At 72.6% G+C, this 8983-nt stretch carries 7 protein-coding genes and 1 pseudogene; 7 read left to right on the top strand and 1 reads right to left on the bottom strand.

What is annotated here, in order from left to right; genetic code table 11:
* From OJ962_RS33775 to OJ962_RS33750, 6 genes are all read left to right on the top strand, one after another.
* Positions 1–2412 (top strand): S8 family serine peptidase (locus OJ962_RS33775; RefSeq protein WP_270006927.1); only part of this gene is annotated, 2412 nt, incomplete at its 5' end.
* Positions 2409–2657, top strand: a complete 249-nt coding sequence (locus OJ962_RS33770; RefSeq protein WP_202954015.1) for a glutaredoxin family protein — start codon at positions 2409–2411, stop codon at positions 2655–2657. The genes OJ962_RS33775 and OJ962_RS33770, both read left to right, overlap by 4 nt.
* A complete protein-coding gene (locus OJ962_RS33765) occupies positions 2654–3343 on the top strand; it encodes a redox-sensing transcriptional repressor Rex (RefSeq protein ID WP_202954016.1) in 690 nt (229 codons plus the stop codon). Before OJ962_RS33770 ends, OJ962_RS33765 begins: the two co-directional genes overlap by 4 nt.
* A gap of 6 nt (positions 3344–3349) precedes the next feature.
* Entirely contained in the window at positions 3350–4477 is a 1128-nt protein-coding gene (locus OJ962_RS33760) for a carboxylate-amine ligase (RefSeq protein WP_202954017.1), read from the top strand.
* A complete protein-coding gene (locus OJ962_RS33755; protein WP_202954018.1) occupies positions 4474–4887 on the top strand; it encodes a hypothetical protein in 414 nt (137 codons plus the stop codon). Before OJ962_RS33760 ends, OJ962_RS33755 begins: the two co-directional genes overlap by 4 nt.
* A 109-nt stretch (positions 4888–4996) precedes the next feature.
* Positions 4997–7036 carry a sodium-translocating pyrophosphatase gene (locus tag OJ962_RS33750; protein WP_407697561.1) on the top strand — a complete coding sequence of 680 codons (2040 nt, stop codon included), beginning with the start codon at positions 4997–4999 and terminating at the stop codon, positions 7034–7036.
* A 54-nt stretch (positions 7037–7090) separates the two neighbouring features.
* Here OJ962_RS33750 and OJ962_RS33745 read toward each other — a convergent pair whose 3' ends face one another.
* A complete protein-coding gene (locus OJ962_RS33745; protein WP_202954020.1) occupies positions 7091–7636 on the bottom strand; it encodes a cysteine hydrolase family protein in 546 nt (181 codons plus the stop codon).
* A gap of 74 nt (positions 7637–7710) precedes the next feature.
* Here OJ962_RS33745 and OJ962_RS33740 point away from each other — a divergent pair.
* Positions 7711–8983 (top strand): annotated as a pseudogene (locus OJ962_RS33740) (hypothetical protein); the annotation flags it as partial.

Here is an 8983-nt window from a genome sequence, read left to right as displayed (position 1 = left end):
GGCGGCTCCCCGCCCGTCCCCGCCGATGCCGCCGCGGGCTCGGAGCCGCCGCCCGCCCCCGGCGACTCGCCGGCCACCCCGGCCAGGGACGGGTCGCTGGGCCTCGTGGCGCGCCTGAAGGCGGCGCCGCGCGGCCTGCTCGTCGCCGGCGGCGCGGTCGGTGTCGGCGCGATCGTCTTGCTCGTCGCGGTGATCTCCGGCGGAGCCGGGCCGTTGCCGGACGTCGCGCCCGCGCCCGCCGCGACGCTCGCCGATCCGGTGCCCTACGACGGGCGCTCGCCGATCCAGGCACGCGGGTCCGAGCAGCGCGTGCTCGTGCAGTTCCGGCGCGCCGCGCTCGGGAATCTCGAGAACGCGCGCGGGCTCGGGGCGGACGCGCAGCGCGAGCACATCGACTCGCTCAAGCGTGAGGCGACCTCGACGCGGTCCTCGCTGGAGGCCCAGGGCGTCGTGCTGCGGGACGTGGTCGCGTTCTATCGCGTCTGGAACGGGTTCGCGGCCACCGTGCGCACGCGCGACCTGCCGAAGCTCAACTCGAACAACCTGCGCGTCCGCACGGTCCGGCGCGCCTATCCGGCCTCGTCCGAGCCCGTCCCGGTCAACGAGAAGCCCACCCTCCAACCGGCCGGGCTGACCGCCACACCGCCGATCGCCGTGCTCGACACCGGCATCGACGCCGCCGCGCTCAACGGGCACGCCGACCCTGGCTACGACGCCGTCGACCGCGACCGCAAGCCGGATCCCGGCAAGGACCCGTCCGGTACGAACCGCCGCGAGACGAGCGGGACCGCGCTCGCCGCCATCCTCGCGCAGGCCTCCGAGCGCGTGATGCCGATCCGGGTCGCCTCGCTGCGCGCGTCCGGCGGCGCCGCCCAGGCCGAGGCCACGACGGACCAGATCATCGCGGGCCTCGAGCACGCCGTCGACCCCAACGGCGACCAGGACACGTCCGATCACGTGCCGGTCGCGCTGGTCGGCGTCAATGCGCCGTACGCGGGCTTCTCCAACACGCCCGAGGCGCAGGCCATCGAGGGCGCGGCCGGCCTGGGCACGCTCACCATCGCGCCCGCCGGCAACGAAGGAGCGGCCGCGCCCGGCTCGGGCACCGTCGGCTCGCCGGCGTCCGCCCCCGACGCGCTCGCGGTCGGCGCGCTCGCCGGCCCGGAGCCCGCGCCGCGCACCAAGCTGGACGCCGGCGGAGCGACCGTCGACGCCGCCGTCCTCGCGGGCACGCCGCCGAAGCGGGGCGAGACCGCGGGCCCGGTGGATAACACGGAAGCCGCCGCGCTCAGCGACCTCGCCATCCGCCTGCGCGGCAAGGTCGTGATCGTCCGCGCCGGCGAGAACCCGTCCGCCCAGGCCGCCGCGGTCGCCGGCACCGGCGCGGCGGCCGTCCTGCTCGCCCAGCCGATCGACGACCCCCTGCCCTCACTCCCCGCCGGCCGCGCGGCCGCGCCCGTGATCGGCGTGACGGGGGAGGCGGCGGAGGACCTGCTCGAGCTCGACCCCGGCACCACCGTCTCGTTCGGCGCACCCACGCGCGGCCCGAAGGGCGAGGCGCAGACCCGCAACGCCTCCACGTTCACCGCTCAGGGCCCGTCCGCGGGCGGGCTCCCGAAGCCCGACCTCGCCGCCGACGGCAGCGCGCTGACGATCTCCGGCGTCACCGGGGGGACCGCCGTCGCCGCGGCGCACGTGGCGATCGAGGCGGCCCGGCTCGCCCGCGCCCGCCCGGAGCTCTCGCCCCAGCAGCTGCGCGCGACCCTGATCGCCGCCGCCCAGCCGAACGACCTCCCACCCGACCGCGCCGGAGCGGGCATCGCGGCTCAGCCCACCTCCGGCATCACGGCCGACCCGCCGACCGCCCGCTCCGGCCCGCTGGACCCCGTCACGATCGACCTCACCGCCAGCGCCGGCACCCAGGTCACGCTCAGGGCCACGGGCAACGCGGAGGTCACCCCGCCGACGGCGACGCTCATCCCCGGCACGCCGACGACCGTGCAGGTGCGCCTGCCCAGGCCCGGGACCACGACCGGCCGGCTGGAGGCGGTGAACGGCAACCGCGTGGTCGCGAGCGTCCCGTGGCTCGTCCGGCCGGACACGGTGGAGCCGATCGCCGTCGGGGAGCTGAGGATCGACCGCGGCGGCCGCCGCGTGCGCTTCACCCTCGGCGCGTTCGAACGCGGCCGGCAGACACGGATCCAGGTCGCCGAGCGGCTGATCCTCGACCTGATCGACGAAGACGGCAAAGTCAGACGCACGCTCACGTTCCCGCAGGGCGCGCGCGAGCTGATGCCCGCCGAGTACGCCTACACGCTGCCCGCCGGCACGCGCGACTCGCTCACGTTCCGCGTCCGCGCGTGGGCGCCCAACCAGGCCGAGGACGAACCGACCGTCCGCACCGCCAAGTGAGCACCGTGACGCTCTACGGCCGCCCCGGCTGCCACCTGTGCGAGGAGGCCCTGGAGGCGCTCCAGCGCGTCCGCTCCCGGACCCCGTTCACGCTCGAGCAGGTGAACATCGAGACCGACGACACGCTGCACAAGCGCTATTTGGAGCGCATCCCCGTGATCTACGTGGATGGTGAGCATTTGTTCGACTACGAGGTCGACGAGCATGCCCTACAGCAGCGACTTGTCTATCGTGGGGGCAGATGAGTTTCGGCGACGTCGCCACGAAGGCCGGCGGCGGCGGCTCACCGGAAGATGGCGGGCTCGGTCCTTTAGGGGACCGCCTGTCGCTCGGTGTGGCCGCCCGCCTCTCCCGCTATCTACAGGTCCTCACCCAAGCCCGGAAGATGGGTAAGGAGACGATTTCCTCCCAGGAGCTGTCGGAGTACACGCACGTGAACTCCACGCAGATCCGGCGCGACCTCTCCGGTTTCGGCAAGTTCGGCAAGCGGGGGGTCGGCTACAACGTCGACAGCCTCGTCAGCCAGATCCGCAAGATCCTGCGCACGAGCGGCCAGCACAACATCGCGCTGTTCGGCGCGGGCCACCTCGGCAAGGCGATCGCGTCCAGCGACATCTTCGCCGATCACGGCTTCCGCGTCGTGGCGGTGTTCGACCAGGACCCGGCCAAGATCGGCGAGCAGGTCGGCCCGGCGACCGTCCGCCACGTCGACGACCTGAAGTCGGTCGTGGAGGAGGAGGACATCGTCGTCGGCGTCCTCGCCGTCCCGACCGCGGCGGCCCAGGAGCTCGCGGACAAGCTCGTGGACGCGGGCGTGAAGATCATCTTCAACTACTCCGAGGCCCTGCTGCAGGTGCCGCCGGAGGTGACGGTCCATACTTCAAGCCCGGCCGTCGACCTGCTGTACGCGCTGTACTTCTACCTGACCTGAGCCCAGATGGATCTGAATGCGGCACGCGAGCTCTTCGAGGGCTCGCAGGACCTGACGGTGGGCATCGAGGAGGAGTGGGCGATCATCGACCCGCGGACGCTCGAGCTGGTGCCCAAGTACGAGGCGCTGCGGGCGGACGGGGACGAGGACGAGATCCTGCGGGACGCGATCAGCGGCGAGCTGATCTCGAGCGAGATCGAGATCCGGTCCGGGCGCGGGGAGGACGTGCAGCACGCGCTCAGGCTGCAGCACGAGGCGCGCCGGCGGCTGTTCGCGCTCGCCGACAAGCACGGCGTCGCGCTCGCCTCCACGGGCACGCACCCGCTGAGCGACTACCGCGACCAGCACATCATCGACACCGAGCACTACCGCCGCGTCCAGGACGGCCTGCAGTACGTCGCGCGCCGCAACAACACGTTCGCGCTGCAGGTGCACGTGGGCGTCAACGGGCCCGACCGCGCGATCGCCGCCTGCGACCGGCTACGCCCCGTCTTGCCGCTGCTGCTCGCGATCAGCGCGAACTCGCCGTTCGTGGACGGGATGGACTCCGGCCTGCACTCCGCGCGCACGCAGACGTTCACCAAGTCGTTCCCGCGCTGTGGCGTCCCGGACCCGTTCGGCAGCTGGGCGAACTGGCAGGACTACGTCGAGCTGCTGCTGCGCACGAACTCGATCGTCGAGTACACGCAGCTGTGGTGGTCGGTGCGCGCGCACCACTCCTACGGGACGATCGAGGTCAGGATCTGCGACGCGCAGACGACCGGGCCGGAGGCCGACGGCCTGATCGAGCTGATCGTGGCCTGCGTGGCGCAGGCGCTGCGTGAGATCGACGCCGGGGAGGTCCCGCCGCCGGTCCCGGGCCGCCTGATCGAGGAGAACATGTGGCGCGCGATCCGCTACGGACAGGACGGGCACCTGCTCGATCTCGAAGCCGACCGGATCGAGGAGTTCCCCGCCGCGGAAGCGGTTGATCGCCTGAGGGCCTGGACCGGCGTGGACGTCGCGTTGCCCGAGCTCAACGGCGCCCAGCGCCAGCGCCGCCTGATCGACGGCGGCGCCTCGCCCTACGAAGTCTTCAAGGTGTGCGTGGACGAGACGCGCGCGACCTATCCGTCCGAGGAGAAGATCGCATGACCCAGCCCCCGCCCCGGCAGGAGTTCACCGAGGAGGAGATCCGCCAGATCGAGGCGGAGATGGACAAGCTGCGCGTCGACGACGTGCTGCTGCAGACGCTCGTGACCCTGATCAACCTGGGCGCGCGCAAGGCCGGGCTGGCGACGCCGCCCGGTGAGGAGCCCCCGGCCCGGGACCTGCCCGAGACCAAGCAGGCGATCGACGGCGCCCGCGCGCTGTTCGCGCTGCTCGAGCCCAACCACGGCGAGCAGCTCGCGCCGATCAAGGATGCGCTGTCACGGCTGCAGATGGCCTACGTGCAGCTTTCCGGTGGCGCGCCGGAGGTTTCGGAGTCAGCGCCCGAACCGGACAAGCCGGAAGGTCCGGGCCCGGCCCAGTCCTCGGGCCGTCTCTGGGTGCCTGGCCAGTAGTTCCGCCGGGAACCCGGTGTAAACTCCCGCGCGCTTACACGGCGGCCCTGAAACGGGCCGTCGTTTCGCTTTTCCTGAGGAGAGAGGGGTTTTCGGTTTGTCCGATTTTCTGAGCGATTACGGCGCGTTGATCGCTGTGGTCTGCGCGCTGCTCGCCGTGGTGTACGGCGTGCTGACGACGCGATCGCTGCTGGCGCTCTCGCCCGGCAATGAGGTCATGCAGCGGCTGTCCGCGGCCGTGCAGGAGGGTGCGCAGGCCTACCTGCGGCGCCAGTACACGACGATCGCCATCGTCGGCGTGATCCTGTTCATCGCGCTCATCCCGCTGCAGGACATCTACGTCGCGGTCGGCTTCGCCATCGGTGGTCTCGCGTCCGCGGCGGCCGGCTTCATCGGCATGAACGTGTCCGTGCGCTCGAACGCGCGCGTGGCCGAGGCCGCGCGCGGCGGCATCTCGCCCGCGCTGGCGGTCGCGTTCCGCGGCGGCGCCGTCACCGGCATGCTCGTCGTCGGCCTGGCGCTGCTCGGCACGGCGGGCTACTACCTCATCCTCACCGAGCTCTTCGACCGTGATCCGAAGGAAGCCGTCTACGCGCTCGTCGGCCTCGGCTTCGGCGGCTCGCTGATCTCCGTCTTCGCCCGTCTGGGCGGCGGCATCTTCACCAAGGGCGCCGACGTCGGCGCCGACATCGTGGGCAAGATCGAGGCGGGCATCCCGGAGGACGACCCGCGCAACCCGGCCGTGATCGCCGACAACGTGGGTGACAACGTCGGCGACTGCGCCGGTATGGCCGCCGACCTGTTCGAGACCTACGCGGTGACCGCGGTGGCCGTGATGCTCCTCGGCGTCCTCACGTTCCAGGGCGAGGCCGTGGTGCTGTTCCCGCTCGTGATGGGCGGCGTCTCGATCATCGCGTCGATCATCGGCGCGTTCTTCGTGCGCACCTCGTCGGGCAACGTCGAGCGCGCGCTCTACCAGGGCACGATCGTCGCCGGCATCATCTCGGCGCTGCTGTTCATCCCGGTCACGAGCTGGATGATGGACGGCCTGGTCCCGACCGAGGACGGCGGCGCGCTGCCGTCGTGGACCGACATCTACTTCTGCGCGCTGATCGGCCTCGCCGTCACCGGCGCGCTGTTCGTCATCACCGACTACTACACGTCGACCCGGTTCGCCCCGGTGCGCTCGACGGCGAAGGCGTCGGAGACCGGGCACGCGACGAACATCATCCAGGGCCTGGCCCAGGGTCTGCAGGCCACCGCCGCCCCGGCGATCGTGATCGTGCTCGCGATCTGGGGCGCCGCGGAGTTCGCCGGCGTCTACGGCGTCGCCGTGGCCGTCATGGCGCAGCTCTCGCTCTGCGGCCTGATCGTCGCGCTCGACGCGTTCGGCCCGATCACCGACAACGCGGGCGGCATCGCCGAGATGGCGAACATGCCGGAGGAAGTCCGCAACGTGACGGACCCGCTGGACGCGGTCGGCAACACCACCAAGGCCGTCACCAAGGGCTACGCGATCGGTTCGGCCGCGCTCGCCGCGCTGGTGCTGTTCGCCGCGTTCAAGATCGAGTTGGAGGAGAAGGGCGGGGTCGTCGTCGAGTTCCTGCTCGATGACCCGTTCGTGCTCATGGGCCTGCTGATCGGCGGCATGATGGTGTGCCTGTTCGCTGCGCTCTCGATGGAGGCCGTCGGCCGTGCCGGCAGCGCCGTCGTCGAGGAGGTCCGTCGCCAGTTCCGCGAGAAGCCGGGCATCATGGACGGCACCGAGCAGCCCGAATACGGCCAGTGCGTGGACATCGTGACCCGCGCGGCGCAGCGCGAGATGATCATCCCGTCGCTGATCCCGATCGTCGTGACCGTGATCGTGGGCATCCTGTCGGTCGAGATGCTCGGCGGCCTGCTGATCGGCGTGATCGTCGTCGGCCTGTTCTTCGCCGTGATGATGACCTCGGGCGGCGGCGCGTGGGACAACGCGAAGAAGCTGATCGAGGACGGCGAGCACGGCGGCAAGGGCTCCATCGCGCATCAGGCGTCGGTCACCGGCGACACGGTGGGCGACCCGTTCAAGGACACGGCCGGCCCGGCCATCAACCCGATGATCAAGGTCGCGAACATCGTCGCGCTGCTGATCATCCCGCTGATCACCTGATCGTCTTCGGCCCCGTCGCTGTTGTGGCGGCGGGGCCGCACTTTACGTACGGATCTATGGCGCTCGAAGCGCCTCGTCCGTCGTGACGATGGTCGCGAACTCGCCGCTGAGGTTCGTCATCGTCGCGTGGGCGAGCTGGTCGGCGTTCAGGTCGCCGCGGTCGAACGTGTGCGTGGCGTCCAGGACGAACTGCACGTCGTAGCCGAGGTTCCCGGCCATGCGGGCGGTCGTCTCGCAGCAGTGGTTGGTCGTGATGCCGCAGATCGCGAGCCGCTGGATGCCGCGCTCCTGCAGCCATTGATGCAGGTCCGGCTCGCCGTAGAAGCACGAGTTCGTGTGCTTGGAGACGAGCACGTCGGGCTCGCCGGTGACCACCGGCTTGAACGCGTTGCCCGGATGGTCGGGCCGCAGCGGCGAGTGCTCCTCGGTCGAGTCGTGGCGGACGAACACGACCGGCCGGTCCTGCTCGCGCCAGTGCGCGAGGAGCCGTCCGATGTTGGCCTCGCAGTCGGGGTTGTTGCGCGGCCCCCAGTAACCCTCGTCGTCGAATCCCTGCTGCACGTCCACCACGAGCAACGCGGCCTGATTGTTCGGCGTCATACGGACATGTTGCCCGGCCCGTTGCCCTCCTGGCCCTTTCGGTTGACGCCACGGACATGTACGGTCGGCCCAACGTGGCGGAGGCGGCCGAGCGTGAACCCCAGGTAGAGCCCGCGGCCCCGGCGTCCCCGGGCGGCACCGCGGCCTTCGCATCCGCCACCTCGGACCTCGCGGGCGCCGGCCAGTCGCGCCCGCCGCTGTCCCGCGGCACCGTGATGCGCCTCCAGGGCAGCGCCGGCAACGCGGCCGTGAACGACTTGATCGCGGGCCGCCGCAGCGACTCCGCGGTCCGCACGGTGACCGTCCCCACCTCCGACGACGCCGTCCTGATGCGCGCGATCGTCGCCCGCGCGCCGGTCACCACCGAAGACCGCCCGATCGTCGATGAGCAACGCGATGCCGACGCCGCCGCGGCCGGCGAGGCCGCCGCCAAGACGGGCGAGGCTCCGAACGCGAAGAAGACGAGCGGCGCGGGCGCGGACGCGACGAGCGACTCGGCGCCGGCCGGGGGCGCCGGCGCGACGAGCGAGGCTGCTCCGGGCGGCCCCGGTGCGGGGACGACGAGCGACGTCGCCACGGCCGGCGCGGGGTCTGGCGCTGGCGCACCGGTCGGCGCGACGGACGTGCTGGCCGCGGGCCTCGCGGGCGCGACGGGAGCGACCGGTGGTGGTGGCGCGCCGGTCGGTGCGACGGACGTGCTGGCCGCGGGCTTCGCGGGCGCGACGGGCGCGACCAGCGGTGGCGGCGCGCCGGTCGGTGCGACCGACGTGTTGGCGGCCGGCCTCGCGGGTGCGAAGGGAGCGACCGGCGGTGGGGGCGCGCCGGTCGGCGCGACCGACGTGTTGGCGGCCGGCCTCGCCGGCGCCACGGGCGCGACGGCCGCGCCGGGTGCCGACACGGCCGGGGCCGACGGTGCAGGCACCAGCGCCGCGTCGACGGCCACGACCGGTTCCGACGCGGTGTCGGCGGCGACGGATGCGGCGAACGCGGCGGCGAGTCGCGCAGCACCGGGGCCGACCACCCCCGGTTCCGGGGCCGCGAGTGCGGTGTCGGCGGCGACCGAGGCGGCGAACGCGGCCGTGAGCGGCGCCGGCACGGCGACAGGTTCGGCGAGCGCTGGTCTCGGTGCGGGCGCGATGTCGGCGGCCACTCAGGCCGCGAACGCGGCTGTGGGTGGCGCGACCACGCGCCCGGCGACGGCCGGTGCTGGCGCGACGGGCGGGACGGGCGCGGTGTCGGCCGCGACTGAGGCGGCGAACGCCGCCGTCGGGAGCGCCGGTGCGACGGCCGGTCCCGCGACCGCGGGGTCCAGCCCGGCGACGGGCGCGACGGGCGCGGTGTCGGCCG

The organism is Solirubrobacter deserti, from assembly GCF_027587175.1.
Taxonomy (GTDB): Bacteria; Actinomycetota; Thermoleophilia; order Solirubrobacterales; family Solirubrobacteraceae; genus Solirubrobacter; species Solirubrobacter deserti.
Note: the sequence above shows the minus strand (reverse complement) of the source record. Positions and strands in the feature narration are given on the sequence as shown.

What these genes read in the sequence shown, in the direction of transcription:
- OJ962_RS33765 (WP_202954016.1), top strand. Translation starts at nt 2,654, where the DNA reads ATGAGTTTCGGCGACGTCGCCACGAAGGCCGGCGGCGGCGGCTCACCG.
- OJ962_RS33760 (WP_202954017.1), top strand. Translation starts at nt 3,350, where the DNA reads ATGGATCTGAATGCGGCACGCGAGCTCTTCGAGGGCTCGCAGGACCTG.
- OJ962_RS33755 (WP_202954018.1), top strand. Translation starts at nt 4,474, where the DNA reads ATGACCCAGCCCCCGCCCCGGCAGGAGTTCACCGAGGAGGAGATCCGC.
- OJ962_RS33745 (WP_202954020.1), bottom strand. Translation starts at nt 7,636, where the DNA reads ATGACGCCGAACAATCAGGCCGCGTTGCTCGTGGTGGACGTGCAGCAG.